Origin of the sequence: Pseudomonas sp. ADAK13, assembly GCF_012935715.1 — a bacterium.
GTDB lineage: Bacteria > Pseudomonadota > Gammaproteobacteria > Pseudomonadales > Pseudomonadaceae > Aquipseudomonas.
Window position 1 is genome coordinate 4,216,658 of the sequence record NZ_CP052860.1, and the last position, 26,030, is coordinate 4,242,687.

Consider the following 26,030-nt stretch of genomic DNA (forward strand, 5'->3'; position numbering starts at 1 on the left):
TCTTCTTGTCGCTGTCAGCCGCGACGACGCAGTGCGTCAATCCGCTCTTCCAGCGGTGGGTGGCTCATGAACAGGCGAGCCATGCCCTGCTTGATGCCACCGTTGATGCCAAAGGCCGTCAGGGTGTTCGGCATGTGCACCGGCAAGCCCTGTTCGGAGCGCAGGTGTTGCAGGGCGCTGATCATGGCGCCGGTACCGGCCAGGCGTGCACCGGCTTCGTCTGCGCGGAACTCCCGTTTGCGTGAGAACCACATCACGATCGAGCTGGCGAGGAAGCCCAGCACCAGTTCGGCGAAGATGGTCGCCACGTAGTAGGCCATGCCTTGGCCCTGTTCGTTCTTGAAGATCACCTTGTCGACAAAGTTGCCGATGATCCGCGCGAAGAACATCACGAAGGTGTTCACCACGCCCTGCACCAGTGCCAGGGTGACCATGTCACCGTTGGCGACGTGGCCGATCTCGTGGGCCAGCACCGCCTTGATCTCGTCGGGCGAGAACCGCTCCAGCAAGCCCTGGCTGACGGCTACCAACGCGTCGTTCTTGTTCCAGCCGGTGGCAAAGGCGTTGGCTTCATAGGCCGGGAAGATCCCGACTTCGGGCATCTTGATCCCGGCTTCGCGGGACAGTTGCTCGACGGTTTGCAGCAGCCATTGCTCATGCCGGGTACGTGGCTGGGTGATGATCTGGGTGCTGGTGCTCATCTTCGCCATCCACTTGGAGATGAACAGCGAGAAAATCGAACCGGCGAAACCAAAGACCGCACAGAAGATCAGCAGCTGATTGAGGTTCAGATCAACCCCGTTGGCCGCCATGATCCCATTGAAGCCGAAAAGGCTCAGCGTGATGCTGGCAATCAGCACGACCGCCAGGTTAGTGGCCAAGAACAGCAGAATGCGCATCATGGTTGTAGAATTCTCCTCATGCTTAATATGTCGCGTACTGCGGGGTATATAAGGTGCGGCATGGGGCTATTCAACCGAGGGACTATTTCAAACTGTGTCCTACAGCTTGAATGTAGAGCCTTGAAGGGAATTTCCGAAGCTATGGGTGGCCCGGGCGTTCCGCTCCATTGCCTTGCGGCCCTGTAATTATAGGGTGATGCCGGAACAAGGGGCGAACCGGTAAGTGTAAAAGGTGCAGGGGCCTGCACAGGGCAGAGAAGTGTTGCCAGATAATCGCCGTACGACCGCGAGTGGGCCGTACGGCGCAATGTTCGTTACTGGCGATAGGACTTCAGGAAATGGCCGATACGACCGATGGCCATCTCCAGGTCATCCACCCGCGGCAAGGTGACCACCCGGAAGTGATCCGGCCACGGCCAGTTGAACGCCGTGCCCTGGACCACCAGCAGCTTTTCCGACAGCAACAGGTCGAGCACGAACTTCTCGTCGTTGAGGATCGGGCACACTTTCGGGTCGATCCGCGGGAAGGCGTACAGCGCGCCCATGGGTTTGACGCAGCTGACACCCGGAATCGCGTTCAGCAGTTCCCAGGTACGGTTGCGTTGCTCCAGCAGGCGGCCTTGTGGCAGCACCAGGTCGTTGATGCTCTGGTAGCCGCCCAGTGCGGTCTGGATGGCGTGCTGGCTCGGCACGTTGGCACACAGGCGCATGTTGGCCAGCATGTCGATGCCTTCGATGTAGCTTTGGGCATTGTGCTTGGGACCGGAGATCGCGATCCAGCCGGAACGGAAGCCCGCCACCCGGTAGGATTTCGACAGGCCGTTGAAGGTCAGGCACAACAGGTCCGGGGCCAGGGAAGCGGTGCAGATGTGCACGGCGTCGTCGTACAGGATCTTGTCGTAGATCTCGTCGGAGAACACCACCAGGTTGTGCTGGCGGGCCAGTTCGAGCATGCCCAGCAATACTTCCTTGGAATACACCGCGCCGGTGGGGTTGTTCGGGTTGATGATCACCAGGGCTTTGGTGTTCGGGGTGATCTTGGCCTTGATGTCGGCCAGGTCCGGGAACCAGTCGGCGCCCTCGTCACACAGGTAATGCACCGGATGGCCGCCGGCCAGCGTCACGGCAGCGGTCCACAGCGGGTAGTCGGGCGCCGGCACCAGCACTTCGTCGCCATTGTTGAGCAGGGCCTGCATGGACATGACGATCAGTTCGGAAACGCCGTTGCCCAGGTAGATGTCTTCAATGCCGACACCTTCAACCTGCTTTTGCTGGTAGTACTGCATGACCGCCTTGCGCGCGCTGAACAGGCCTTTGGAGTCGCTGTAGCCCTGGGCGGTCGGCAGGTTGCGGATCACGTCCTGGAGGATTTCGTCCGGCGCTTCGAAACCAAAGGGTGCCGGGTTGCCAATGTTCAGCTTGAGGATGCGATGGCCTTCCTCTTCCAGGCGTTTGGCGTGCTTGAGCACTGGGCCGCGAATGTCGTAGCAGACGTTGGCGAGCTTGTTCGATTTGCTGACCTGCATGGCGATGTGATCCTGAAAATGAACGATCCAGACGGTGTGAAGACTACCGTGCTGAGAATCCTGCGTTGGCCTGACCCATAAATACGTTTGAATGCCGGTAACGCGGGTGCCAGACTGGCGCTTTGAAGAGGCGCAATCATACGTGCCGCCTGATCCATGGAAAAGACACAGATCAGGCTTTTTCAGTTGCCGAGGTGTACCGATGGAAAAGTTGCAGAAAACCGTTGATGAATGGAAAGCCATGCTCGACCCGGAGCAGTACAACGTGTGCCGTCTCAAAGGCACCGAGCGACCGTTCAGCGGCAAGTACAACGGCACCAAGACCGACGGCGTTTACCACTGCATCTGCTGCAATGAGCCGCTGTTCGATTCCAGGGCCAAGTTTGATTCCGGCTGCGGCTGGCCCAGCTTCTACGAGCCGATTGCCGAGCAGGCGATGGTCGAGATTCGGGACATCAGCCACGGCATGATCCGTACCGAAGTCACCTGTGCCAAGTGCGATGCGCACCTGGGCCACGTGTTCCCGGATGGCCCGCCGCCGACCGGCTTGCGGTATTGCATCAACTCGGTGTGCCTGGACCTCGTGCCACGCTAGACCCTGCGCCGGCTGCGGACCTTTGCGTCCGCAGCGGCCGTTATATCCAGGTATAAGTCCGGGAAATTCAATTGCACACAATTGAATTGCCTACTATCTTTTGGTTCTTCCTGTTTATTTCGAGGCACTGCCATGAGCGACAACCTGCTGAGCATTCCTTGCACCACCATCAAGGGTGAGCAAAAGACCTTGGCCGACTTCGCCGGCAAGGCGATTCTGGTGGTCAACACCGCCAGCAAATGCGGCTTCACCCCGCAATACAAGGGCCTTGAAGAACTCTGGCAGCACTACAAGGACCAGGGCCTGGTGGTGTTGGGTTTCCCCTGCAACCAGTTCGGCAAGCAGGAGCCGGGCAACGAAGGCGCCATTTCGGAATTTTGCGAGCTGAACTTTGGTGTCAGCTTCCCGCTGTTCAAGAAGATCGACGTCAACGGCAGCGAGGCGCATCCGTTGTTCGTCCAGCTTAAAAAGCAGGCCCCGGGTTTGCTGGGCTCCAAGGGCATCAAGTGGAACTTCACCAAGTTCCTGATCGGCCGCGACGGCCAGGTGGTCAAGCGCTTTGCGCCTACCACCAAGCCCCAGGATCTGACCCAAGAGATTGAAGCCCTGCTCAAATGACCGACCTGTCCCTGGCCCTCGATGACCAACTGTGCTTCAAGCTGTACGCCGCCTCCCGCGCAGTCACCCGGGCCTACAAGCCGATGCTCGACCGGTTGGGCCTGACCTACCCGCAATACCTGGTGATGCTGGTGTTGTGGGAATGGCAGGCGGCAGCCCTGCCACAACCTACGGTCAAGGCGTTGGGCGAGCGCTTGTTGCTGGACTCCGGCACGCTGACGCCGCTGCTCAAGCGCCTGGAGCAGCTTGCGCTGGTGCGGCGTCAGCGCAGTACGCTGGATGAGCGCGAAGTGCACCTGAGCCTGACGGATGAAGGCCGGCACCTGCGTGATCAGGTGCAACCGCTGAAGGCACAGCTGTTGTGCGACAGCGGAGTTGATCTGAACCAGGCTGATGCCTTGCGTGACGGCCTGGATGAGTTACTGCGCCAGGTCAGAGACTTGTCGTAGTCGGCACCCACAGGTCGAGCAAGGTCTTGAGTTCTTCCCGGCGAAACGGCTTGGCCAGGTAGTCATTCATGCCTGCCGCCCGGCAGCGCTCGCGTTCCTCGGACATGGCGTTGGCGGTCAGGGCGACAATCGGCAGGTCCGGCCAGCGCCCGCTGCGGCGAATCTGCCGGCTGGCTTCATAGCCATCCATCACCGGCATGTTGCAGTCCATCAGCACCATGTCGAAGCTGTGTTCTTCCAGCAGCTTGAGGGCTTCGCCACCGTGGGCGGCGACGGTCACCTCGCAGCCAAGCTTGCCAAGCATGCCCTTGGCCACCAGTTGATTGACCGGGTTGTCTTCCACCAGCAGGATGCGCGCCCGGTGAGCGAGGGGGCCGGTTTCCAGCTGGATCAGGTCAAGGACCAGGTCCGGATCGATGCGCAAGTTGCGTTGCAGTATCTGGTACAGCGCCGTGCGGCTGAGAGGTCGGGCCTGTTGCTGCAAAGGCGCCAGGGCTGCGACTTCTTCACTCGGCATGAAGTTGCCGTAGGCGGTCACCAACAGGATCGGCGCGGTGATCGCCGGGCGCAGGCGAAACAGGCATTCGGGGCAGTCGGTGATCAGCAGGTCGGGATTCTGCCCGCTCAAGTCATCGTCGATGGAATAGAAGCGCGGCGCCAGCCCCCAACTCGGCAGCAGGCTGTCGAGCAGTTCAGCCAGGCCGCTGCTGGTGCTGGTGATCGCGATCACTTCCCCTGCCAAAGGTGCCAGGCGCGCAGCCGGTAAATGCGTCGGCAATGGCAGGTCGGCGCAGAACTGGCTGCCAAAGCCTGCCTCGGAACTGATGCTCAGGCGGCCCTTCATGGCCTCGCACAAATTGTGGGTCAGTGCCAGGCCCAGGCCGGTGCCGCCGAATTGACGCGTGATGCCCGCACCGGCTTGGGTGAACGGCTGGAAGATTTTGACCTGGGCGTCCTGGGCGATCCCGATGCCGGTGTCGCAGACCTCGATCCGGACACGGCCGGCCTGGGCGCTGAGGCGCACGTCCACTCGGCCAAAGCGCGTGAATTTCAGGGCGTTGGACAGCAGGTTGCTGACAATCTGCCGTACCCGCGTCGGGTCGCCCAGCACCTGTGCGGGAAACTGCGGGTCGATCAGGCACGTCAACTCCACACTGGGCGCGGCGTTTTGCGAGAGCAGGTTGGCGGTGTCTTCCACCAGTGAGCCGAGATCGAAGGGGATGCTTTCCAGCTCCAACTGGCCGGCGTCGAACTTGGACAGGTCGAGGATATCGTTGAGCAATTCCACCAGCACTTTGCCCGAGTCATGGGCGATCGACAGCTGCTGGCGTTGCTCGGCATTCAGCGGGCTGTCGAGGGAGAGAGCGATCATCCCCAGCAGGCCGTTGAGTGGCGTACGGATTTCATGGCTCATGTTGGCGAGGAACGCCGCCCGTGCCTGAGCCATGCCAAGGGCTGTCATCTTCGCGGCTTCCAGCTCGTCGTTCGACAACGTCAATCGGTGGTTGATGGCCTTGAGTTCGGTAGTGCGCGCGGAAACGATGTCTTCCAGTTGCCCGAGGTATTCCGTCAGGCGGTTCTCGGCATGCCGACGTTGCTGGATTTCGGTCTCCATGTTTTCGAACTGTTGGTTGGCGACGTTGACCAACACCCCGATTTCGTCGTGTTCGTGCCCCGGCGGGCAGTCCAGGCGTTCGTGCTTGCGGGAGCTCAGCTCGCGGATAATGCGCACCAGCGGCTTGGTCAGCATGACGTAGAACAGTGCCAACAGAATCCCGGTGAGGATCAGGCTGCGGGCGAATCCGTTGAGCAGGGTGATCTCGGCGCGGCGCAGGAAGCGGCTGCCGAACGCGTAGGTGTCGACGTCGAGCCGCAGCACACCGAGGGCGTCATTCGGCATGTGGGTGAGGTACAACCGGTCTTCGAATTCACGGTTGGCGCCAAACAGGAAGTCGCTGATGGGGCGGTAGGTGCTTTCCTTGCGCGGGCGATGCACATCGGCCAGTACCAACCCGTTGTTGTCGATCAGTTGTGCACGGGTGATGGCAGGGGAGTGCAACAGGCCCAGGGTCAGTTCCTGAGCGAGTTCGGCGTCGATGTTATAGGCGATGCGCGAAGCCGGGTTATGGCTGATTTCAATCAGCGCACGTATTTCACGGTTGATGGAAGCGTCTTCGCTGGCATAATCAATCCCAATCTGTATCAGGCTGAGCAAGGTTCCCAAGACGAATCCGACCAGCACTGTCAGTCTGGCTTGTTTATAAGACAAGCGGTGGGCGAACTTGATATCCATCGGGTGCTGTACCACTTTACGTTTCCTTTCGCCCGGCAAGCATAGCTGAACATCCACAGGCTCAAACTTGCCCGGCATGAATCGATTTTATTCGGTGCAGCCCTGCACGGTCTGCCTCAGGGTTGCCAATACGCCATCTTTTACAAGAACTTGCCAGAGGAATAGTCGTGGATTCTCGATTGAATGCCTTTCTTGAGCGTGCCGATGCGGTGCTTGCTCGCCTGGAACCCCTTTTGCCTGCCCCGCGCGAAGCCGTTGACTGGAACCATTGCCTGGCTGCCCGTTGGCAGCGCGAAGGCCGCAGCGGCTTTTTGTTGCCGCTGGAAGTCAGCCTGGACATGCGCCTGTCCGACTTGATCGGTGTGGATAAACAGCGCGAACAATTGGCCCGCAACACCCAGCAGTTTCTCGAGGGTTTGCCGGCTAACCATGCGTTGCTCTGGGGCTCGCGCGGCACCGGTAAATCGTCCATGGTGCGGGCCTTGCTGGCCCAGCATGCCAAGGCCGGATTGCGCCTGATCGAGATCGAACGCGATCATCTGGCGGATCTGCCGCGGGTGGTTGAGCAACTGATCAAATTGCCACAGCGGTTTGTGCTGTTCTGCGACGACCTGTCCTTCGAGGCCGGTGAGAGTGATTACCGCGTGCTCAAGAGCGTACTCGACGGCTCCCTGGAGCAGGCACCGGAAAACGTCTTGTTATACGCCACCTCCAACCGTCGTCACCTGGTGCCCGAAAACCAGAGTGATAATGAAAACTGGAAGAACATAGACGGTGAACTGCACCCCAACGAAGCGGTGGAGGACAAGATCGCCCTGTCTGACCGTTTCGGCCTGTGGCTGTCGTTTTACCCGTTCAACCAGGAGCACTTCCTGGATGTGGTCGAGCACTGGATCGGTGAGTTGGCGAGCAAGGCCGGTTTGCAGTGGCAGCGTGATGAAGCGCTGGACATCCTCGCGGTGCGCTGGGCAACCGGGCGTGGCAATCGCAACGGTCGTTGTGCCTATCAGTTCGCCCGCTATTGGGTGGGCCTCAAATTACTGGAGCGTCAACCATGATCGATTTGCAACAGGCCGGCACCGGCCTTGATGGTTACGCCATGCTCCACGCGCAGCTGGAATCCTTGCTGGCGGATGAGCGGGATTTCATTGCCAATGCGGCACAGTTTTCCGCGTTCCTGTTCAATCAGCTGGACGATTTGAACTGGGCGGGCTTCTACCTCAACCGCAATGAAGAGTTGGTGCTTGGGCCGTTCCAGGGGCAGATTGCCTGTGTGCGCATTCCGTTTGGCCGCGGTGTGTGCGGCGCGGCTGCGGCCTCGCGGCAAACCCAGCGGGTGGAAGACGTGCACGCGTTCCCTGGGCATATTGCTTGTGACAGCGCCTCGAACAGCGAACTGGTGGTTCCGCTGGTCAAGGAAGGGCGCCTGATTGGCGTACTGGATCTGGACAGTCCATCGCTGTCGCGGTTTACCCCGCAGGATCAGGCCGGCATCGAGCAGTTGGCGGCGATTTTCCTGCGGTTGACCGATTGCTGATGGGCTGACCCTCCTGTAGGAGCGAGCAAGCTCGTTCCTACAGACGGCCCAGCACGTCCAGTTGCATCTGTAACATCCTCTCCAGCTCAAGCATGGATTTCTCTATTGCCTTGATGCCTGCCTCGATCACGTGTGGATTGTCGCGTTCGCCACATGCCAGTTCCAACGCTTCGCATTGCCCGGACAGGGTATTGGCCTGGATGATCCGGGCGGCGCCCTTGATTTTGTGGGCCTGGTCGATCATGTCGTTGGCAGAGGCTTGCCGGGCCAGCAGGGCCATCAGGTCGACCCGATCATGCCGGCTGCTGTTGAGCAATTCTTCAAGCAACCGGCGGCTCAACTCTGGGTCGCCGCCTGTCATCGCGTCCAGGCTTTGAAGGGCAAACGCGTTGCGGGTGGGGAGCGGGTCGACTTGCGCCAGATGCTGCTCCAGCGCAGTGAGGCTGATGGGTTTGAACAGGCAATCATTCATGCCCGCGTCGAAGCAGCGTTGTTTCTCCTCCGGTTGGGCATTGGCAGTGAAACCGAGTATCACACACGGTGCTTTTTGCTCGCGCTGCTCATACTCGCGAATGGAACGACTCAACTCGTAGCCATTCATGATCGGCATATTGCAGTCGGCGATGACCAGGTCGAAATGTTCCTGGCGCCACGCCTGGAACCCGGCAGCCCCATGATGCGCGGCGGTGAACTGATGGCCGAGAAAGCCCAGTTGCTGGCACATGAGCAAGCGGTTGGCCGGGTGGTCGTCCACCACCAGTACATTGAGAACCGGCGCCGGCGTGGTCGCGGCAGGCTCCAGTTTGTCGACGGCCTTGACCGGCTGCAGGCTGGTCATCGTCAGGCTGACGTGTACCTGGGTGCCCACCATGGGTACGCTGCTCAGGCTCAATTGGCCGCCCATCATCGCGCACAGGCTGCGACAAATCACCAGGCCCAGGCCCGCGCCGCTCCGGGCCAGGTGCCCGGAGTTGTCGGCTTGGGCAAAAGGCTCGAACAGGCGTAGCTGGTCTTCACGGTTGATCCCGATGCCGGTGTCCTCCACCACCAGTTTCATCTCGATCTGTTGGGGTTGCCCGGTCTCCTTCAGGTGCACCTTGATCTTTACCTGCCCGCGCTCAGTGAACTTGATCGCGTTGCTCACCAGGTTCGACAGCACCTGCTTGAACCGCAAGGGGTCGATCAGTACGTCGGTGCCGTCGACATCGGGGGTGAACTCCAGCGCCAGGCTCAGGGTTTTCTGGCGCGCCAGGCCATCGAACACGCGGACCACTGACTCGATCACCTCCCGCAGGTTGACCCTTTCCGGGGCCAGGCTCAGCCGACCGGATTCGATGCGTGCGATGTCCAGAATGTCGCCGATCAGCTCCAGCAGGTCCTTGGCCGAGTTGTAGGCCACCTCGATGGCGGGGCGATCCAGATGCCCCTGGTCGGCACGCTTGAGTGTCAGCTCGAGCATGCCAATCACCGCATTCATGGGGGTGCGGATTTCGTGGCTCATGGTCGCCAGGAACGTGCTCTTGGCGCGGTTGGCCTCGTCAGCGCGTTCCTTGGCAGCGCGAAGTTCATCGAACAGTTGGCGCCTTTCACTGATATCGATCCAGCCGCCGATGATGCCCTGCACCTCGCCCATGGAGTCGCGGTACGGAAGGATCCAGTGATAGATCGTGAGTTTTTTTCCGTGAACATGCAGGGTGCGATCAAGGATCAGTGGTTTGCCTTCGGCCACGACCTGTTGATAGTCGGCATGGTATTGAGCCGCTTCCGTCTCAAGGGCCATGCCCATCTGGGTGATGCTCTTGCCAATGACGTCTGCGCGCTTGACGTCGAACGTTTGCAGGTAGCTGTCGTTGCAGGTCTGCAGGAAACCGTTGTGGTCACGTACGTAGATCGGATGCGGCGTTTCATTGACCAGCGCCCGCATGAATTCGAACTGGTCACTCAGGGCGCGCTCGGCCAGCTTCCGATGTTTGATCTGGCGCTGCAGATAGCCGTTCCACGTCAGGGAAATCAACAACAGCAGCCCGGTGCCGATGATGATCTGGGCGATCAGGCGATGATAGTTGCGCCAGTAACCATCGGATGCGGCGTTGTAGCCACGCCAGCGGCTATTGATGGCCGTCAACTCATCCGGCGCAATACTGAGCAGCGCCTTGTCGAGGATCGAACTCAGCTCGATGGCGTGACGGGACGTTGCCAGGGCAAACGTGGCTGGCAGCGTGCCGATGCTGGAACTGATCTGCAATTTATCCTGGAACACCGGTGACGAGAGGAAGTAGTTGGCGATCACCAAGGGGGTCACGGCACCTTCTACCTGTCCCTGCACCAATAATTCGGATGCCTTGAAGGTATCACCGGCTTCCACCAGGGTGATCCGGGCAAATTCCTGGCGCAGGAACTTTTCCAGCGGATTGCCCTGGGTGATCGCCAGGCGCGTGCCGGCCATCTGTTGAAGGCTGGCGGGCGCCCCCGTCTCTTTGCGTGTCAGCAGAACGTAGGAGTTTTCCAGATAGGGTCGGCTGAAGGTCAGCAGGGACTCGCGCCCGGTACTCGGCGTGATGGCGCCGATGATGTCGGCAGCGCCGGAGTGGACCAGATTGATCATGCTGGAGACGTCGCGCACGTGTTGAATCTCGAAGCGCAGGCCGGTTCGCAGCCGGATCAGCTCAAGCAGGTCGGCGGTGACGCCCCGGAAGTTGCCATCGGTATCAAAGAATGTGAGTGGGGCGAAGGTTTCGTTGACGACGACCTTCACCACCGGGTTTTCCTTGAGCCAGCGTTCTTCGCGCAGGGTCAGTTGCAGCTTGCGGTCGGTCAGCAGGATGTCGCTGCCGGCGCTCCAGCGTTTGGCGATGCTGTCGCGTTCATAGGTCGATACGCCGTCGAGCACCGAGTCGACGATGCTCAGGAGAATAGGCTGGTCCTTGCGCAAGGCGAAGCTGAAACCGTGCGCCTCGTGCTTGCCGAAGTTGGCCATGCGGATATTTCTCAGGTAGCCCTTGTTGATCATGTAGTGAGTGGAAATGGTGTCGCCCAGGAAGACGTCAGCCTGGTCGAACGCCACCGCGTTCAAGGCATTTTGATAGGACGGGTAGGCGTGGATGGTTGCTTTTGGATACAGCGCCTGGACCTCGTCCATGGGCAGGTAGTGATAGACAAGACTCAGGCGCAGGCCTGCCAGGCCGTCGCTCAGGTTGCGGTTTTCGCCTTCGCGGGTGACCAGTACCGGCTGGTCCACCGCGTAGGGCAATGACAGGACGATGTCCGGATTTGCCGCTTCAAAACCGTTGGACGATCCGAGAAAGTCGATCTCGCCGTTTTCCAGCGCCTGGATCGCGGCCTCTCGGGTGGAGTAGCGCAACACCGTCAGCGGTATTGCCAGCGTTTTGGCCACCAGGCCGGCGTAATCGGCAGTCAGCCCTTCATAGTCACGCCCGCTGGAGGTGATGTCGAAGGGCGGGTAGTCGGGCCCGGAGGTGCCCAGTATCAATTCCCGCTTGTTTTGCAGCCACTGGCGTTGTGTCTTGTTCAAGGGGGTGTCGAGTTGAACGGCACCCGCACGCCCCAGCAGTGCATATTGCTCGGGAACCGGTTGTTCGGCAGGCACGGAAGTGCTGAGGCATACCCCGATACTCAAAATGATTAGATAGTCCTTTATACGCCTGGGCATCCGATTTCTCACACTAGCGCGTTACGTTTTGCCATCTCGATAAGTTCTACCAAGGATTTGGCTTTTAGTTTTTGCATGAGCCTTTTTTTGTACGTACTGACGGTTTTGTTACTAAGGAACATGCCTTTGGCTATTTCCTTGTTTGTCCGGCCCTGGGCAAAAAGTTGTAATACCATGAGTTCGCGATCATTGACCACTTTGAAAAGTTCAAGCTCTTCGTTGCAATCTGTTTCATTGTTGTTGCCATTAAGGGCCTGGCTCGGGAAGTAGTTGTAACCTGACAAGACTGCCCTGATGGCACTGAGCAGTTCACTCAGGTCGCCTTCCTTGCAGACATAACCATCGGCGCCGGAGCGCATGCACCGAGTGGCAAAGAGCTTGGGGGTCTGGGCCGTCAGGATCAACGTCTTGGTCGAGGTACTCATTGCGTTGAACCGGCACAGTACTTCCAGGCCGTCGAGTTTCGGAATCCCGATATCAAGGATGATGAGGTCCGGCTGGCACTCCTTGACCTTTTGTATCGCATCACATCCGTTATCGGCTTCTCCAACAACTTTATAGCCCTCGTGTTCTAACAACATTCGAATGGCAAGCCGGATAACAGGGTGGTCGTCGATAATAAAAACTGAGTTCATAATCAAATCCCATACAAGCGCAAATAAAGTCGGCACATTAGCTCACATGGCAATGAAGGAGGATGAACTTGATGTGGAACAAACGTAAAACAAGAATGTTCCTACATTAAAAAAAGCAAAGGATTACGCTTCGTGAGGTATTTGTTGTTGGGGTGCAAGAGTTTTGCGTGGCTGAAATTTAAAAGTAAGTGGCAGTGGGTGGACGGTTTTATAAATAGGGTTTTTCGTATGGCTCAGGCGTTTAACTTCCTACTTTTTTGTTGAGCGCGGAAGGGGCAATTGGCGTATGAGTTCGCTCAACTCAATGGCGCTCAACGGCTTCGGCAAGTAGCCAAGTAACGGAAAGTTACGCTGGTATGCCTGAGCCTTCAGGTTTTCCAGTTCATTCACGGGCAGGCCGCTGAGCAAGATCGCGGACCTTATAAAGCCTCTGCGGTGGGCGATTTCAATCAACTCCAGCCCGGGCAGGTCTGGCAAGCATTGATCACACAGCAGAATATCGAATGGCAGTGCGGTTTGTGTCATCTGTCGAATGGCCTGTTCGGCATTTTCAGCGAGGGCCAGGTCGTGGTAACCATAGTTTCGTAACAAACATTGGGTCGCCAGCAATTGAAAAGGATGATCCTCCACCAACAGGATACGAAGTTGTTCGTGCATGGTTTTTTCCATGAAAGGGGCAAGTGCCCTGAAGACGCTCCGCCAGGGCGTGTAGTAAGAAGTTAATGGGCCCGTCAGCTATCGGGCGTAGGAACAGTTCGAAAGACTGCGATCAGGGCGCGCGATTATTCATTGCGGCGGGGAAGAACTTCGATCAGGCCGCTCTGTTCCGTGCGTAGGGCGATTCTTTGAAAGGTGGCCCTGGCCATAAGCCAGGGCTCTGCTTCATTGCGGGCTGGAGCGTCCGGTCATTTCGCGGGCCATCTCACTGGCGTAGCTGTCGGTCATACCGGCGATGAAGTCGATCATGCGCAGGAACGAGGCGTGTAATGACCACGACGGGTCGGGGGCACTGTTGCCCAGCAGGTCGAGGATGCGCCGGTTCTTGAACGACGGAGTACGCCCGCCATGTTGTTCCAGGGCCGCACCGCAGAAGGCGTTCAAGAGGATTTCCAGGGTGGTGTAGGCGCCGATTTCATGCAGGGTCTTGCGCTTGTCCTGGAAGATTTTCTTGCGGGCCATGTCCTTGGCATCCAGCACGCAGCGCTTGGCCGGGCCGTGCATGTGTTCCACCAGGTCTCCCGGCAGGGTACCGGCCAGCAAGGCGTCCTGTTGCTCGACGAACGCCCGGGCCGCGGCATTGGTCAGGTGCTCGATGGCCTTGCCCCGCAGAATCGCCAGCTTGCGTCGCCGGGAGTCCAGCGGGCCGAGCTGCCGATAGGTTTGCGGTAAGTCGTCGCCCACCAGGTCCAGCAGCAATGACTCGACCTCGGCGTATTCCAGCAGCTCCATTTCCAGGCCGTCTTCAAGGTCGATCAGCGCGTAACAGATATCGTCGGCAGCCTCCATCAGGTACACCAGCGGGTGGCGGGCCCAGCGTTGCTCTTCCAGTTGCGGCAAGCCGAGTTTCTGGGCGATCTGTTCGAGAATCGGCAACTCGCTCTGGTAGCAGCCGAACTTGTGCTTCTTGTAGCCCAGGGAGTCGGCGTGCCGGGCAGTCCAGGGGTATTTCAGGTAGGTGCCCAAGGTGGCGTAGGTGAGCCGGGTGCCGCCATCGAACTGGTGGTATTCCAGTTGGGTGAGCACCCGGAAACCCTGGGCATTGCCTTCGAAATTGAGGAAGTCATTGCGCTCGGCGCTGCTCATGTCATCCAGCCAGCCACGTCCGGAAGCCTGTTGGAACCAATGCCGGATCGCGTCTTCACCAGAGTGGCCGAAGGGTGGATTGCCGATGTCGTGGGCCAGGCAGGCCGACTGCACCACCATGCCCAGGTCACTCGGGTCGCACCAGTCGGGCAGGGCGCTGCGGATCGTCTCACCCACACGCATGCCCAGGGACCGGCCCACGCAACTGACTTCCAGGGAGTGGGTCAGCCGAGTGTGGATGTGATCGTTGCTGGTCACCGGGTGCACTTGGGTCTTGCGGCCCAGGCGGCGAAACGCGCCGGAAAAGATGATGCGGTCGTGGTCTTTGTGAAAGGGGCTGCGGCCCAGTTCTTCCGGGCTGTGCAGGGGTTTTCCAAGACGTTCGCGGGTTAGCAGGGTGGGCCAATCCAAGGCGGGTACTCTCCGTGCGGTGAATGACGTCGCCCAGCTTCCCGGTTCAGCCAGGCCTGCGCAAGCGAAAAACTACAGGCCGACGGCGTCGATATCGATTAACAGCAGGCGCTGACCATTATCAAAGAATTGTCCGGCCGTCAGGCAGTATTGGTTGGTGGTGGCGTCGCGATAGGTTGATGACAGGCTCAAGCGCCGCTCCTCCCAGCCCTCGGCGAGCAGATGATAGAAGTACGGGCGCCATGACCAGTTATGTCCCAGGTAGCGGCTGTCGGCTTGCCAGGCACCCTGGTGCCATTCGAAATTGGGCGTCAGTTGCGTGCCATGCCGATCACACTGGTAAAAACGCAGCAGCCAGGGAAACGCCGGCAATTGCGGCAGCTGGCTCAGGGGCGCCTGTGCCTGCGCCCAGGTTTGCAGGATCTGCATCAGTTCTGCCAGTTGGTGGCGCAGGTGCATGATCCGGCCGCGCTCGGCCAGCTTCTGCTGGACATACCCGGTGCGCAGATGGGCGAAACGCGGCACGAACGCGTCGGTGGCGAACCAGTCCAGTTGGGCCTGGGCAAACAGGTAGCCCTGGACATAACGTGAACCACATTCCAGGGCGAAATTCAGCTGTGCCTCGGTTTCCACGCCTTCGGCAATGATCCAGCAGCCGGTTTTTTCCGCCATCTGCGCCAGTGCGCGTACCACCTCACCACTTGGGCCGCCCCGGGCAGCGGCCTGGAACAGGCGCATGTCCAGCTTGAGGATGTCTGGCTGCAAGGCCAGCACCCGGTCCAGCTGGGAATAGCCGGCGCCGAAGTCATCAATGGCAATCCGCGCCCCGGCCTCGCGGTAGCGCTCCACCACTTCGGCCAGGCGCAGGATATCGCCGCCCAGTTCCGTGATCTCGAACACGATGCGGCGCGGGTCGACGTTGTGTACCTGCAGTTGTTTGAGGCTCGGCAGGGCCTGACCCGGGCGCAGGCGGGTGATCCAGCGTGGCGAAATATTCAGGCTGAGGAACCAGTCTTCCGGCGCTTCATGCAGGCGGCTCAGGGCGTTGTCACGAATCTGCCGGTCCAGTCGGCGCAAGGCTACGGAGGGCGTGCGCGGGTCGGCAAACAGCGGACCCACCGAGCGCAGTTGGCCGTTCGCCTGGCGCAGGCGGCCCAGGGCTTCTACGCCGGCGATGCGGCCGGTGGCGGTATCGATGAATGGCTGGAAGCAGGCGAGCGGTTGCCCGTCGATCACGGGGCCTCCTTAAAAGACCGGAAATGAAAAAGGCCCGGCCCTCGATGGAGAGGGCCGGGCCTGATCTGTTTGCAAGAATGCAGCCAGCGCGGCTCAACTTTTGCGCGAAGCACCTTGCATGGCCAGTTTGATCAGCGGGATCAGACCGGCACCCAGCCGCACCAGGCGGGTCATGGTGCCGATTCCGCCGCCCTTGGCGCCTTTGCCGGTGAGAAAGCCCAGCAGTGTCACCACGCCCACGCCCCACAGCGGCGCGTGCTTGATGCCAAAGCCGTCCTGCCAGCTCTGGCCCATGTTGCGGACCTTTTGCAGCGGCAGCATCAGTTGCTGGGACTCGTGACGAATTTCCTGGCGGTGCATTTCCATGCGCAGGCGGATCAACGCCTTGCGCATCTCCCGCCGGGAAGTGTTTTGCGGCAATTCAGTCAGGCTCATGGCAGCAGGCGCTCCCGGTCGTTGGCCAGTTCTTCGAGGGTGGCGTGGAACGGCGTGGACTCATCGAACACCGCCGCCTTCAAGCGCAACCCGCAGAAAGCGGCGGCCAAGATGTAGAACACACACAGGCTGATGATCCCGGTCAGGCGGTAGGTGTCCCACACCAGAATCATCACCAGCGCCGACAGGCCCACCAGCAACAGCAAGGCAAACACCAGCGCCAGGCCGGCAAACAGCAGCAGGCTGACGGTGCGGGCTTTCTGCTCCTGCAGCTCGATGCCAAACAGCTCGACGTGGCTGTGCAGCAAACCCAGGACAGCCGCGCCCAGGCGCCGTGAAGTAGAACTTGGGCCCGTGGACGAGCCGGATTCGCCGATAGACATAAATTAGCGCCTTGTAGCCAGCAGGCCGATCAAAAAGCCCACACCGGCCGCGATGCCGACGGACTGCCAAGGGTTGGCCTGGACATAGTCTTCCGTGGCCGTGACAGCCGCCTGGCCGCGTTCGCGCAGGGAGTCTTCGGTCAGTTGCAGGGTTTCCCGGGCCTTGAGCAGGCTTTCGTGAATCTTGCTGCGCAGTTCATCCGCCTGGTCGCCCGCGAGGATCGCGGTGTCGTCCAACAGCTTCTCGGTATCGCTGACCAGGGTTTGAAAATCCGCCATCAATATTTCTTGAGCAGTCTTTGCCGTATTTCTGGCCATGGTTATCTCCGTGAGTGGCTGGTCTGTTTACTTTTGGTTTCGAGTCACCGGCGTCGGTGAAGGTTCACTGCAATTGTCTGGTACAGCTTTTGCTTTGCCTTGGTGCGCGGGCCAGGGGCCTTGCGCTGAATCCGGGCGGTTGGGGCTAAAACCCTGAAAAACCTTACCCTAAATAACTAAAACTCGCGGAAAAACCCTGTCGGATTCTGCCTTTCTCACTGAACGCTGCGCTAAAGCGGTTCACGGCCTCAATAGAGGGTCGGGCCGCCGGTGCCAATTTAGTGCGCGTCATGAAGGTCATGAACTGCTTTGGTGCTTTTTCCTGCATGTGCAGGCCTGCCATTCTCCATGGAAAATTTGCAAAGCGCGGTGGACACCCTCGTCCACAGTTCCAACACGCTGTTTATTCTGATTGGTGCGGTCATGGTCCTGGCCATGCACGCCGGCTTTGCGTTCCTGGAAGTCGGCACCGTGCGCCAGAAGAACCAGGTCAATGCCCTGTCGAAAATCCTCAGTGACTTCGCCATCTCCACATTGGCCTATTTCTTTATAGGCTATTGGATCTCCTATGGCGTGACGTTCATGCAACCGGCGGCGGTGATCAGCGCTGACCACGGCTATGGCCTGGTGAAATTCTTCTTCCTGCTGACCTTCGCTGCGGCGATCCCGGCGATCATTTCCGGGGGGATTGCCGAGCGTGCACGTTTTGTTCCGCAACTGTGTGCCACCGCGTTGATCGTGGCCTTCATCTACCCGTTTTTCGAAGGCATGGTGTGGAACGGCAACTACGGGCTGCAAGCCTGGTTGCTGGCCACCTTCGGCGCCAGCTTCCATGACTTTGCCGGCAGCGTCGTGGTGCACGCCATGGGCGGCTGGCTGGCGCTGGCGGCGGTGTTGCTGCTGGGGCCACGGCAAGGGCGTTATCGGGAGGGGCGGCTGGTGGCGTTTGCGCCGTCGAGCATCCCGTTCCTCGCGTTGGGCTCGTGGATTCTGATCGTCGGCTGGTTTGGCTTTAACGTCATGAGCGCGCAAACCCTCTCTGGCGTCAGCGGGCTGGTGGCGGTCAATTCGTTGATGGCGATGGTCGGCGGCACGGTCGCGGCGTTGGTGATCGGGCGCAACGACCCTGGCTTCTTGCACAACGGCCCGTTGGCCGGCTTGGTGGCGATCTGTGCCGGTTCCGACCTGATGCACCCGGTAGGCGCGCTGGTGACGGGCGTGGTGGCGGGGGGCTTGTTTGTCTGGTGCTTCATCGCGGCCCAGGATCGCTGGAAGATCGATGATGTGCTGGGTGTGTGGCCGCTGCATGGCCTGTGCGGCGTGTGGGGCGGGATCGCCTGCGGGATCTTCGGCCAGACCGCCCTCGGTGGGCTGGGCGGCGTGAGTCTGTTCAGCCAGTTGATCGGCACCGCGCTGGGCGTGCTGGTGGCGCTGGTCGGCGGCTTCCTGGTGTACGGTGTGATCAAGCGCGTTTACGGCCTGCGCCTGAGTCAGGAAGAGGAGTATTACGGCGCCGATTTGTCGATCCACAAGATTGGCGCCGTCAGTCAGGACTGAGGGGCGGTTTGCGTTTAGGGGGTTGCGCCTTGCCGCTGCTAATATGGGCAAACAACAACCAGGCGACACCCTTTCAAACGGAACTTGAATGCCAACCTCTCAACGTTTGCCCCTTGCCCACAGGCCAATAATAATCCTGGGGACCGGGCATGCACTGCCTGAGCACATCCTCACCAGTGCGCAACTGGATGTTCAACTCGGCCTGGTAGCCGGCAGCGTCGCTCGCGTCAGCGGCGTCACCCATCGGCACGTGGCCAGCCGTCGCGAAAACGCCGCGAGCCTCGGTGCCATCGCCGCACACCGGGCATTGCTGGCCGCGGGGCTGGCGCTGGAGCAGATCGACCTGGTGGTCTGTGCCAGTGGCACCATGGACCAGGGCATGCCGTGTAACGCCGCGTTGTTGCACCGCGAATTGGGGTTGGGGTCTTCCGGCATTCCCGCCATGGACATCAATGCAAGTTGCCTGGGGTTTATCGCCGCGCTGGATACGCTGTCCTGGCCGCTGCTGGCCGGGCGCTACCAGCGCATCTTGCTGGTGTGTTCGGACATCGCTTCCTGCGGGCTGGACTGGCAGCAGGTGGAAGTCTGCGCAATCTTCGGCGACGGTGCTGCGGCGGTGGTGCTGGCGGTCAGCGACGTCGGGTCGAAAATCCTGGCCTCAAACCTCAAGACGTATTCCGAAGGCGCAGATTTGTGCCAGATCCCCGCCGGCGGTTCGCGTCATCACCCGCGGCGCATCGACGGCCCGTTCGAACCACTGACCAGTTTTTCGATGCAGGGCAAAAGCGTGTTTCGGCTGGCGGCCAAACACCTGCCCATGCTGGTGGATGAACTGCTGGATCAGGCCGGTTTGACCAAGTCGCAGATTGATTGGGTCATCCCGCACCAGGCCAGCCAGCAGGCGATGCAGCATGCGGCCCGGCGGTTGGGATTTGCCCCTGAACAGGTCATCGACATCTTCGCTTCGCACGGCAATCAGGTGGCGGCGTCACTGCCCACCGCGCTGGATATCGCCGTCCGTGACCAGCGTATCCAGCGCGGCCAGCGCCTGATGTTGATAGGTACCGGCGCGGGCTTATCCCTTGGCGGCATGGTCCTGGAGTACTGATGAAAGTTCTCGTCACCGGTGGCACCGGATTCATTGGTCGGCACATTGTCTGGCGCCTCGTCGGCCAGGGGTGTGAGGTGCAGTTTACCGGCCGCAATGCCCGTGCTGCGGCCGAGGTCATTCGCCAGAGCCCCGGCGTGGCATCCTGGGTGCCGCTGGAACACGGCACCTCAGGGGCTTGCCGCACGTTGCTCGATGCCTCGCATGCGTGTGCGGCGGTGGTTCATTGCGCGGCGCTGTCCTCGCCATGGGGCACGGTGCCAGCATTTGCCCGAGCCAATCTCGATTCCACTGCCGAGGTGCTGAATGCCTGCCGCGTCAACCAGGTGAAGCGGCTGGTGCACTTGTCCACACCCAGTCTGTATTTTGCGTTCCGTGATCGTCTCGATATTCGTGAAGACGAACCACTGCCACCCCCGGTCAACGAATACGCGCGCAGCAAGGCATTGGCGGAAGTGCGGGTGAATGAGGCGGGGCTTGCCGAAGCAGTGATCCTGCGCCCGCGTGCGGTGTTTGGCCCGTGGGACGCCACCTTGATGCCACGTTTGGTGCGGGTGATGCAGCGCGGGCCGATTCCGCTGATGCGAGGGGGGCAGGCGCAACTGGACCTTACCTGCGTCGACAACCTGGTACACGCGGTGCTGTTGAGCCTGACCCAACCGCTGCCTCGGGCGGTGTGCACCTATAACGTCAGCAATGGCACGCCGTTGACGGTCGCTGACTTACTGCAACGCGTCGCCGAGCAGTTTCAACTGAATCTGCGCACCCGGCGCGTGCCATGGCGACTCATGGACGCGCTGGCTCGGGTGCTGGAAGTCGGCGCACACCTGAGAGGCAGCGGCGAGCCGTTGCTGACACGCTATGGCGCCGGTGTGCTGGCGTTCAGCCAAACCCTGGACCTGAGTGCCATTCGAAACGAGCTGGGCTACCGCCCGGTCGTGACGCAGGACGAAGGCATCCGCCAGCACGCACAGTGGTGGCTTGCCCAACAAGGAGTGGGAGCATGAGCCGTACTGTCAGCCTGAGTGTGTTGCGCGCCGGCTGGTGCCAGCACCTGGAATGCCTGGCCGATCGGGGAGGGCGCTGGGTGCCGACGCGTTTTCCGGCCTTGTGCGGTTTGATCCGCCATCCCGACGCGGGCTGGATACTCTACGACACCGGTTACGCCGAGCACTTTTTTAACGCCACCCAGGCACTGCCCGAGCGCCTGTATCGCAGCGCGGTGCCGGTCGAGCTGCCGGTGAAAGAACAGCTGCTCACGCAATTGCGCGCATTCGGTATCGGTCCCGATGACATACGCACGGTGATCATTTCGCACTTCCACAGCGATCACATCGCCGGGCTCAGGGACTTCCCCCAGGCCAAGTTCATCGCATTGGAGGCCGACCGCAAACACATCGACAGCCTGCGGGGCCATCGCTGGCGAGCGACCCTGGGCGGTCATCTGCCGGCGTTGTTGCCCGACGATTTCGCCGCGCGCATGACCCTCGCCGACACCTGCAAAAAAGCCGCGCTGCCGGACTGGATGACACCGTTTCATCAAGGTCTGGATCTGCTCGGCGATGGCAGCCTGCTGGGCGTTCCGCTGCCGGGGCATAGCGAAGGGCAGTTGGGTTTGTTCATGCCCGATGCCCAGGGGCGACCGGTGTTTCTGGTGGCCGACGCGTGCTGGTCGGTCCCCGCCTGCCGTGCCGGGCGGTTGCCGGCGCCACCGGCCTTGTGGTTTGCCAGCCACGATGCCAAACAGTATCGCCAGACCTACAGCGGCTTGGGCGAGTTGATTCGCCGCGAACCGGCCGTGGCCGTGCTGCCTTCCCATTGCACCCATGCCTGGGAGGCGTTCGGCGATGAGCGATGAGCGCTTGATCGGCACATTGCGCAGCGCAGCCAGTTTCCTGCACAGCCGCTACCGGCTGCAGTTTGCCCGCCGGGAACAACTGGAAGCCTGGCAGGCACGCCAGTTGAAGTATTTCCTGCAACGGGTATTGCCTCAGTCGCACCGTTTCAAGGGGCAGGTGGTGACGGACCTGAGTGCTTTGCCGCTGATGGAAAAAGCCACGCTGATGGGCGATTTCGCCGGGTTCAACACCCGTGGCTTGAGCCTGGCGCAGGTGCTGCCGGTGGCACGCCGGGCTGAAGAGTCCCGGGATTTCAGCCCGACGCTGGGTGACCTCACCGTCGGCTTGTCGAGCGGGACCTCGGGTAATCAAGGTGTATTCCTCGTCAGCAGCCTTGAGCGTCAACGTTGGGCCGGCATCCTGCTGGCGCGCACGCTGCCGCGTCATCTGCTGCCACGCCTGCTTTTTCCATGGCGCGCGCCGTTGCGCATCGCATTCTTTCTACGGGCCAATAGCCGGCTCTACACAACGCTGGCCAGTCGACGCATCGACTTTGCCTTCCACGACCTGACCCTTGGGCTCGACGCCAGCCTGTCGCGTCTCAACACTCAGCAACCCGACGTACTGGTGGCGCCGGCCACGGTATTGCGCGGGTTGGCCGAAGCCGCGCTGGCCGGGCGCCTGTCCATCCGCCCGAGCCATATCCTGTCGGTGGCGGAAGTCCTCGAAACGGCGGATGCAGAAGCGGCGCAGGCGGCGTTCGGCGTGGCTCCCCGGCAGATTTACCAGGCCAGCGAAGGCTTCCTTGGCTACACCTGCGAACAGGGTACTTTGCACCTGAACGAAAGCCACCTGCACATTGAGGCGGATTGGCTGGACGCCGCGCGCACACGTTTTCAGCCGATCATCACCGACTTCTCCCGACGCACCCAGTTGATCGTGCGTTACCGTCTCAACGATGTGTTGCGGGTGACCCAGGCGCCTTGCGCGTGCGGGCGTGTCGAACGCGCGATTGCCGCGGTCGAGGGGCGTATGGATGACATTCTTTGGCTGCCCGACGTGAGCGGTGTTCAATTGCGCGCGCTCTATCCGGATGTGCTGCGGCGCGCCTTGCTGATGCACGGTGAGTGCTTGCGGGAATATGAAATCCACCAGCAAGGCCTGCACTGGCAGATCAACGTGCAAGCTGGCGGTGATCACGCCGACCTGTGCCAGGCCTTGATCCAAAGCATTCACGCATTCTGCCAGCAGCAGGGGCTGCAACCTCCGGCGTTCAGTTTCGGCCAGTGGCAGCCGCCGCCGGCGTTTGCCAAGCGCCGCCGTCTGAAACTGCTGCAACTGCCCGAGGGTTTGCCATGCATGTACTGATTCTTGGCGCACGCGCCCCAGCGTGCCTGGAGTGGGCGCGGGCCTTTGACGAGGCGGGCTGGACGGTCAGCGTGGGTGATTCCGTGAGCCAGCCGCTGAGCCGTTTCAGCTGTTCGGTGCAACACTTTGTGCGCTTGCCGGAACCTCGACAGGCTCCCGCCGCCTGGATCGAGGCGCTAGCGCGGGTGATCCAGGCGCAGCACATCGATTTGCTACTGCCCACCTGCGAGGAAGTGTTTTACCTGGCTCACGGTCTCGCACGCCTGGCGCCGCTGTGCCGGATATTGACCAGCGATTTTGCCTTGCTGCATCGCTTGCATCACAAGGGGCGCTTTGCCGCCATGACCGAGGGGTGGGCGTTGGCGGCGCCTGAAACCCGGCTGTTGACCGATCGCCCGGCGGTGCAGGCATTGATGGATGAAGCAGGCCAGTGGGTGTTCAAGCCGGCTTATTCGCGTTTTGCCTCCCAGACGTTGATTCGTCCGTATGCCGGGCAACTGGTCAAGGTACAGCCCAGTGAAGCGGCGCCGTGGGTGGCGCAGCGGTTTATCGAGGGCCGGGAATACTGCAGCTTCAGCGTGTTGATCGACGGTGAGTTGCGCGCCCACAGCTGCTACCACCCGCGCTACCGGGTGGGGCGTGGGTCGGGGATTTATTTCGAGCCTTGTATGCCAGTGCCAGTGCGCCAGTTTCTAGAACAATTCGGTCGCGAAACGGGCTACACCGGGCAGGTCGGCTTCGACTTTATCGAAGAGTCGGGCGGACATTTTCATGTCCTGGAATGCAACCCGCGAGCCACCAGTGGGGTGCACCTGTTTGACAATCAGCGCAAGCAACTGGTGGCCAGCCTGACTGGCAGCGGCGTGCTTGAACCCACCTGCGAACCCCGGATGATTGCGCTGGCGATGCTTCTGCTGGCAGCGCCGCAGCGGGTATTGAACGCGGGCTTCTGGCGTGACTATAGCGATGCCCGGGATGTGATTACCCGCCAGGGTGACTTCTGGCCCCTGCCTGCCCAACTCCTGAGCCTGGCGGAAATCATCGCCCGCGCGGCTTCCCGGCGCTGCGGGCTGCTGGCCGCGTCCACCGCAGACATCGAGTGGAACGGCCAGCCGTTGAGCGAGTACCTGCCATGAGGTTACTGTTCGAAGAGCAACTGCTCAATGAGCCCCCACCCGCCGACGATAGCCTTGCCCGGCGCTATGTGCGCACCTGCGCCGGCGGCGCGCTGATCGGCAACGTCAGCACCCGCATGGCGCTGCTCGACACCGGGACGCAGCAGTTCCCTGTCAGTATCACCGAGGGCCTTGAGCCGGATGGCAATTGCTACGTGGTGTCGCCTCAAACCGCCTTCAGCGGTTACGCCCTCGAAGAGATCAAACGCCTTGGACGCCCCCGGCTGACCTGGCCGCTGAAGGTCCTGACCCAGGGCGTGCAGCACATGTTGCGCTGGGCCAGGATCGACAAGCTGGTGCAGGTCAACAACTGGCTTCTGTCCACCAACCTTTACCCCGGCGATTGGGACATCAACGAGTTGCCGGCGATCACCGCCTTGCTGCAGCGAACGTTTCCCGATCACGGGTTTGGTTTTCGCTCGCTGAATGACTTCAGCAATCGGCCATTGCGCCAGCGTCTGGAAAACCTCGGCTACCTGAGTATTCCCACTCGGCAGGTCTATCTGTTCGATGGCCGGGAGGGGGCACAGGCCGCGTTTCTCAACCACCACAACACCCGGCTTGACGCCACGTTGCTGCGCCGCAGCCCCTATGAAGTGGTGCCGGGCGCAGCGCTGGACGACGCCGACTTCCAACGCATCGAGCATCTTTACAACCTGCTTTACCTGGACAAGTACTGCACGCTGAACCCGCACTACAGCGCCCAGTGGATGCAGCGTGGTCAGCGCGAAGGCTGGCTGGAGATGCGCGCGTTACGCAACAGTGAGGGGCGCATTGACGGTGCCCTGGGCTGGTTTGCCAATGCGGCACTGATCAGCACGCCGATCGTGGGTTACGACACGGGCTTGCCACAGCGGGCCGGGTTGTACCGCCAGCTCACGCGGTTGTGCCTGCAAGAGGCGGTTGAGCGCGGTGTGGTGCTGAATTTCAGTTCGGGTGCTGCCGGGTTCAAACGCTTGCGCGGGGGCCAGCCGCAAATCGAATACAGCCTGATCCATGTCGCCCATTTATCCTGGGGCCGCAGGTGGGTTTGGCGCGTCCTGAGCCAACTGTTGCATGGCATCGGTGTGCCCCTGATGCGCAGGTTCAAACTATGAGTCAGGTAAACGCCTGGTGGCCGGTAGCCCTGAGCCACCAACTGCGCAATGCTCCGTTGGCATGCCAGCTTTTGGGTCTGCCGCTGGTGCTGTTTCGGGATGAGGGCGGGCGCGCCGCCGTCCTGCCTGATCGCTGCCCTCATCGCTTTGCGCCATTGAGCGCAGGCAAGGTGCGCGATGGGCAGATCGAATGCCCCTATCACGGTTGGCGATTTGCCGCCGACGGGCGCTGTACGCGGGTGCCGGGCACCGAGCAGGCAGCGTGCAACAAGCCGTTGCTGGATAGTGTGCAGAGTTGCGAGGCCCACGGGCTGGTCTGGGTCAGTCCAGGGCCCGAGCGTCCGCAAGCACCGCCGGTTGCGCCTGCCCCGCAGCAGCAGAACCTCGACACGTTCTGGATAACCGACCAGGTGCAGTGCTCACTCCAGGACGCTGCGGAAAATTTCCTCGACGGGTTTCACACGCATTTCGTGCATGCCGGGTGGATACGACACGACAGGCAGCGGCAAAAACTCAGGGTTCGGGTGCGCGCCCTCGCAGACGGCGTGGAGGCGGTCTATAGCGAAGAGGGCAAGCAGTCAGGGTTGATCTCACACTGGTTCGAGGGCGAGCGTGGCGTCAGCATGGGACGCTTTCGTTTGCCGGGGCTGGCCGAGATCGAATACCGCGATGCACGCGGCGGCGTTAACTTGCTGGTCAGTGCGTGGATGACGCCGAGTGGCGATGGCCAATTGCGCTTGTTTGCCCGGGTGGCCACGACACGCGGAGTATTGCCGGCGCTGCTCAAGCGTTGGGTGTTGCGCCGGTTGTTCGGGGTGATCCTGCGCCAGGACCGTCAGATCCTCGAGCGTGTCAGCGCTAATCAGCGGCGCTTTCACCGCATCCCGGCGACGCCCCTGGATGGGCCGCAAGACCTGCTGGGGCCTGGCATACGACAGTTGCTGGAGAACGGTCAGCCACTGGTCTTTGCCGAGAGAGAGCTGGAAATCTGGCTGTAGGGGCGTCAGGAAGGGGCCGTGTTTTGCGGTACCCGGACACTGTTAGAATAGGCACCTGATTCTTCCCGGACCCTTTGC

24 protein-coding genes are annotated in these 26,030 nt (G+C 60.9%); 13 read left to right on the forward strand and 11 right to left on the reverse strand.

Translation table 11 applies throughout. The features are described 5' to 3' along the window. Nucleotides 1-14 precede the first annotated feature (14 nt). Together htpX and HKK54_RS19475 are read right to left on the reverse strand one after the other, a co-directional pair. A complete protein-coding gene (gene htpX / locus HKK54_RS19470) occupies nt 15-902 on the reverse strand; it encodes a protease HtpX (RefSeq protein ID WP_003209055.1) in 888 nt (295 codons plus the stop codon). A 314-nt stretch (nt 903-1,216) separates the two neighbouring features. Then, nucleotides 1,217-2,428, reverse strand: a complete 1,212-nt coding sequence (locus HKK54_RS19475) for a pyridoxal phosphate-dependent aminotransferase (RefSeq protein ID WP_010176146.1) — start codon at nt 2,426-2,428, stop codon at nt 1,217-1,219. A 202-nt stretch (nt 2,429-2,630) separates the two neighbouring features. On the opposite strand from HKK54_RS19475, the gene msrB reads away from it, so the two are divergent. The 3 genes from msrB to HKK54_RS19490 all read left to right on the forward strand — a co-directional run bounded on the left by msrB (nt 2,631) and on the right by HKK54_RS19490 (nt 4,090). Next, nucleotides 2,631-3,023, forward strand: coding sequence for a peptide-methionine (R)-S-oxide reductase MsrB (gene msrB, locus HKK54_RS19480; protein WP_010176145.1), 393 nt, complete (start codon nt 2,631-2,633; stop codon nt 3,021-3,023). Between the two features lie 132 nt (nt 3,024-3,155). Continuing rightward, a complete protein-coding gene (locus HKK54_RS19485; protein WP_010176144.1) occupies nt 3,156-3,641 on the forward strand; it encodes a glutathione peroxidase in 486 nt (161 codons plus the stop codon). After that, entirely contained in the window at nt 3,638-4,090 is a 453-nt protein-coding gene (locus HKK54_RS19490) for a MarR family winged helix-turn-helix transcriptional regulator (protein ID WP_010176143.1), read from the forward strand. Before HKK54_RS19485 ends, HKK54_RS19490 begins: the two co-directional genes overlap by 4 nt. Here HKK54_RS19490 and HKK54_RS19495 read toward each other — a convergent pair. Beyond that, a complete protein-coding gene (locus HKK54_RS19495) occupies nt 4,074-6,383 on the reverse strand; it encodes a hybrid sensor histidine kinase/response regulator (RefSeq protein ID WP_169387513.1) in 2,310 nt (769 codons plus the stop codon). The genes HKK54_RS19490 and HKK54_RS19495 overlap by 17 nt on opposite strands. A gap of 167 nt (nt 6,384-6,550) precedes the next feature. Between HKK54_RS19495 and HKK54_RS19500 the strand changes: the two genes are divergently transcribed. Beyond that, nucleotides 6,551-7,441, forward strand: coding sequence for an ATP-binding protein (locus HKK54_RS19500; RefSeq protein ID WP_010176140.1), 891 nt, complete (start codon nt 6,551-6,553; stop codon nt 7,439-7,441). After that, nucleotides 7,438-7,920, forward strand: a complete 483-nt coding sequence (locus tag HKK54_RS19505) for a GAF domain-containing protein (protein ID WP_010176138.1) — start codon at nt 7,438-7,440, stop codon at nt 7,918-7,920. Before HKK54_RS19500 ends, HKK54_RS19505 begins: the two co-directional genes overlap by 4 nt. A 37-nt stretch (nt 7,921-7,957) precedes the next feature. On the opposite strand, the gene HKK54_RS19510 is transcribed toward HKK54_RS19505, so the two are convergent. The 8 genes from HKK54_RS19510 to HKK54_RS19545 all read right to left on the reverse strand — a co-directional run bounded on the left by HKK54_RS19510 (nt 7,958) and on the right by HKK54_RS19545 (nt 16,811). Continuing rightward, entirely contained in the window at nt 7,958-11,590 is a 3,633-nt protein-coding gene (locus tag HKK54_RS19510) for a transporter substrate-binding domain-containing protein (protein WP_169387514.1), read from the reverse strand. A gap of 8 nt (nt 11,591-11,598) precedes the next feature. After that, nucleotides 11,599-12,225: a response regulator transcription factor gene (locus HKK54_RS19515; RefSeq protein ID WP_169387515.1), complete on the reverse strand. Its 627-nt coding sequence runs from the start codon at nt 12,223-12,225 to the stop codon at nt 11,599-11,601. Between the two features lie 249 nt (nt 12,226-12,474). Further along, nucleotides 12,475-12,882, reverse strand: a complete 408-nt coding sequence (locus tag HKK54_RS19520) for a response regulator (RefSeq protein WP_010176135.1) — start codon at nt 12,880-12,882, stop codon at nt 12,475-12,477. A 225-nt stretch (nt 12,883-13,107) separates the two neighbouring features. Further along, nucleotides 13,108-14,439: a deoxyguanosinetriphosphate triphosphohydrolase gene (locus HKK54_RS19525; protein WP_003209075.1), complete on the reverse strand. Its 1,332-nt coding sequence runs from the start codon at nt 14,437-14,439 to the stop codon at nt 13,108-13,110. Between the two features lie 72 nt (nt 14,440-14,511). Then, nucleotides 14,512-15,675 (reverse strand): EAL domain-containing protein, encoded by a 1,164-nt coding sequence (locus HKK54_RS19530; RefSeq protein WP_010176134.1) that lies wholly within the window; start codon nt 15,673-15,675, stop codon nt 14,512-14,514. Between the two features lie 93 nt (nt 15,676-15,768). Continuing rightward, nucleotides 15,769-16,110, reverse strand: a complete 342-nt coding sequence (locus HKK54_RS19535; RefSeq protein ID WP_010176133.1) for a hypothetical protein — start codon at nt 16,108-16,110, stop codon at nt 15,769-15,771. Then, complete coding sequence (locus tag HKK54_RS19540; RefSeq protein ID WP_003209078.1) at nt 16,107-16,493, reverse strand: phage holin family protein; 387 nt, start codon at nt 16,491-16,493, stop codon at nt 16,107-16,109. The genes HKK54_RS19535 and HKK54_RS19540 overlap by 4 nt, the downstream gene beginning before the upstream one ends. A gap of 3 nt (nt 16,494-16,496) precedes the next feature. Further along, complete coding sequence (locus HKK54_RS19545) at nt 16,497-16,811, reverse strand: DUF883 family protein (protein WP_010176132.1); 315 nt, start codon at nt 16,809-16,811, stop codon at nt 16,497-16,499. 348 nt (nt 16,812-17,159) lie between these two features. Between HKK54_RS19545 and HKK54_RS19550 the strand changes: the two genes are divergently transcribed. From HKK54_RS19550 to HKK54_RS19585, 8 genes are all read left to right on the forward strand, one after another. Beyond that, nucleotides 17,160-18,368, forward strand: a complete 1,209-nt coding sequence (locus tag HKK54_RS19550) for an ammonium transporter (RefSeq protein WP_010176130.1) — start codon at nt 17,160-17,162, stop codon at nt 18,366-18,368. Nucleotides 18,369-18,456: 88 nt separating this feature from the next. Continuing rightward, on the forward strand, nt 18,457-19,476 hold the full coding sequence (locus HKK54_RS19555; protein WP_169387516.1) for a beta-ketoacyl-ACP synthase 3: 1,020 nt from the start codon (nt 18,457-18,459) through the stop codon (nt 19,474-19,476). Continuing rightward, nucleotides 19,476-20,483: an NAD-dependent epimerase/dehydratase family protein gene (locus HKK54_RS19560; protein WP_169387517.1), complete on the forward strand. Its 1,008-nt coding sequence runs from the start codon at nt 19,476-19,478 to the stop codon at nt 20,481-20,483. The genes HKK54_RS19555 and HKK54_RS19560 overlap by 1 nt, the downstream gene beginning before the upstream one ends. Continuing rightward, a complete protein-coding gene (locus HKK54_RS19565; RefSeq protein WP_010176123.1) occupies nt 20,480-21,334 on the forward strand; it encodes an MBL fold metallo-hydrolase in 855 nt (284 codons plus the stop codon). The genes HKK54_RS19560 and HKK54_RS19565 overlap by 4 nt, the downstream gene beginning before the upstream one ends. Beyond that, nucleotides 21,324-22,682: a F390 synthetase-related protein gene (locus tag HKK54_RS19570; protein ID WP_169387518.1), complete on the forward strand. Its 1,359-nt coding sequence runs from the start codon at nt 21,324-21,326 to the stop codon at nt 22,680-22,682. The genes HKK54_RS19565 and HKK54_RS19570 overlap by 11 nt, the downstream gene beginning before the upstream one ends. Further along, nucleotides 22,670-23,818 (forward strand): ATP-grasp domain-containing protein, encoded by a 1,149-nt coding sequence (locus HKK54_RS19575; RefSeq protein ID WP_169387519.1) that lies wholly within the window; start codon nt 22,670-22,672, stop codon nt 23,816-23,818. Before HKK54_RS19570 ends, HKK54_RS19575 begins: the two co-directional genes overlap by 13 nt. Next, nucleotides 23,815-24,954, forward strand: a complete 1,140-nt coding sequence (locus HKK54_RS19580) for a hypothetical protein (protein WP_169387520.1) — start codon at nt 23,815-23,817, stop codon at nt 24,952-24,954. The genes HKK54_RS19575 and HKK54_RS19580 overlap by 4 nt, the downstream gene beginning before the upstream one ends. Further along, a complete protein-coding gene (locus HKK54_RS19585; protein ID WP_169387521.1) occupies nt 24,951-25,952 on the forward strand; it encodes an aromatic ring-hydroxylating oxygenase subunit alpha in 1,002 nt (333 codons plus the stop codon). The genes HKK54_RS19580 and HKK54_RS19585 overlap by 4 nt, the downstream gene beginning before the upstream one ends. Nucleotides 25,953-26,030 lie beyond the last annotated feature (78 nt).

What these genes read in the sequence shown, in the direction of transcription:
- HKK54_RS19540 (WP_003209078.1), bottom strand. Translation starts at nt 16,493, where the DNA reads ATGTCTATCGGCGAATCCGGCTCGTCCACGGGCCCAAGTTCTACTTCA.
- HKK54_RS19580 (WP_169387520.1), top strand. Translation starts at nt 23,815, where the DNA reads ATGAGGTTACTGTTCGAAGAGCAACTGCTCAATGAGCCCCCACCCGCC.
- HKK54_RS19555 (WP_169387516.1), top strand. Translation starts at nt 18,457, where the DNA reads ATGCCAACCTCTCAACGTTTGCCCCTTGCCCACAGGCCAATAATAATC.
- HKK54_RS19485 (WP_010176144.1), top strand. Translation starts at nt 3,156, where the DNA reads ATGAGCGACAACCTGCTGAGCATTCCTTGCACCACCATCAAGGGTGAG.
- HKK54_RS19520 (WP_010176135.1), bottom strand. Translation starts at nt 12,882, where the DNA reads ATGCACGAACAACTTCGTATCCTGTTGGTGGAGGATCATCCTTTTCAA.
- HKK54_RS19545 (WP_010176132.1), bottom strand. Translation starts at nt 16,811, where the DNA reads ATGGCCAGAAATACGGCAAAGACTGCTCAAGAAATATTGATGGCGGAT.
- HKK54_RS19570 (WP_169387518.1), top strand. Translation starts at nt 21,324, where the DNA reads ATGAGCGATGAGCGCTTGATCGGCACATTGCGCAGCGCAGCCAGTTTC.
- htpX (WP_003209055.1), bottom strand. Translation starts at nt 902, where the DNA reads ATGATGCGCATTCTGCTGTTCTTGGCCACTAACCTGGCGGTCGTGCTG.
- HKK54_RS19535 (WP_010176133.1), bottom strand. Translation starts at nt 16,110, where the DNA reads ATGAGCCTGACTGAATTGCCGCAAAACACTTCCCGGCGGGAGATGCGC.
- HKK54_RS19475 (WP_010176146.1), bottom strand. Translation starts at nt 2,428, where the DNA reads ATGCAGGTCAGCAAATCGAACAAGCTCGCCAACGTCTGCTACGACATT.
- HKK54_RS19510 (WP_169387514.1), bottom strand. Translation starts at nt 11,590, where the DNA reads ATGCCCAGGCGTATAAAGGACTATCTAATCATTTTGAGTATCGGGGTA.
- HKK54_RS19490 (WP_010176143.1), top strand. Translation starts at nt 3,638, where the DNA reads ATGACCGACCTGTCCCTGGCCCTCGATGACCAACTGTGCTTCAAGCTG.
- HKK54_RS19560 (WP_169387517.1), top strand. Translation starts at nt 19,476, where the DNA reads ATGAAAGTTCTCGTCACCGGTGGCACCGGATTCATTGGTCGGCACATT.
- HKK54_RS19550 (WP_010176130.1), top strand. Translation starts at nt 17,160, where the DNA reads ATGGAAAATTTGCAAAGCGCGGTGGACACCCTCGTCCACAGTTCCAAC.
- HKK54_RS19585 (WP_169387521.1), top strand. Translation starts at nt 24,951, where the DNA reads ATGAGTCAGGTAAACGCCTGGTGGCCGGTAGCCCTGAGCCACCAACTG.
- HKK54_RS19495 (WP_169387513.1), bottom strand. Translation starts at nt 6,383, where the DNA reads ATGGATATCAAGTTCGCCCACCGCTTGTCTTATAAACAAGCCAGACTG.
- HKK54_RS19565 (WP_010176123.1), top strand. Translation starts at nt 20,480, where the DNA reads ATGAGCCGTACTGTCAGCCTGAGTGTGTTGCGCGCCGGCTGGTGCCAG.
- msrB (WP_010176145.1), top strand. Translation starts at nt 2,631, where the DNA reads ATGGAAAAGTTGCAGAAAACCGTTGATGAATGGAAAGCCATGCTCGAC.
- HKK54_RS19575 (WP_169387519.1), top strand. Translation starts at nt 22,670, where the DNA reads ATGCATGTACTGATTCTTGGCGCACGCGCCCCAGCGTGCCTGGAGTGG.
- HKK54_RS19505 (WP_010176138.1), top strand. Translation starts at nt 7,438, where the DNA reads ATGATCGATTTGCAACAGGCCGGCACCGGCCTTGATGGTTACGCCATG.
- HKK54_RS19515 (WP_169387515.1), bottom strand. Translation starts at nt 12,225, where the DNA reads ATGAACTCAGTTTTTATTATCGACGACCACCCTGTTATCCGGCTTGCC.